The 582-nt window shown below is 77.0% G+C and carries 1 protein-coding gene; it reads left to right on the forward strand.

The window, feature by feature from the left end; all coding sequences use genetic code 11:
* Positions 1 to 582: MFS transporter (locus ACYVE9_RS30250; protein ID WP_461031046.1), on the forward strand; the 582-nt coding region annotated here is incomplete at both ends.

Here is a 582-nt window from a genome sequence, read left to right on the forward strand (position 1 = left end):
CGCCCTGCTGGCGCTGCTCGCCGCCCGCTGGGCCCTGGACATCCGGGCCGTCGCCGCCGACGCCGAGCCGCCGGCGTTCGCCCTGCCCTCCCGGGGTGTGCTGGCCGTCGGAGCCGTCGGGTTCTGCGCGGTCTTCGCCGAGGGCGCCTCGATGGACTGGTCCGGCGTCTACCTCCGCGAGGTGGCGGGCTCTTCCCCGGGCGTCGCCGCAGCCGCCTACACCGCGTTCGCGTGCACCATGGCACTGGCCAGGCTGGCCGGGGACGCCACCGTGCGGCGCTTCGGCCCGGTACGGACCGTGCGGGTGGGCGGCCTGCTGGCCACGGCGGGCGGAGTGCTGGTGGTGACGGCCCGCACGCCTGCACCGGCGATCGCCGGTTTCGCGCTCGTGGGGCTCGGCATCGCCGTGGTCGTGCCGCTCTGCTTCGCCGCCGCCGGCCGTACCTCCGCGTCTCCCGGACAGGCCATCGCGGGGGTGGCGACGCTGGCGTACGCCTCGGGGTTGGCCGCGCCCGCGCTGGTCGGCTGGATCGCGGAGGCCACCACGCTGTCGGCCTCCTTCGCCGTCGTCACCGTGCTGAC

Source organism: Streptomyces sparsus, from assembly GCF_054776295.1.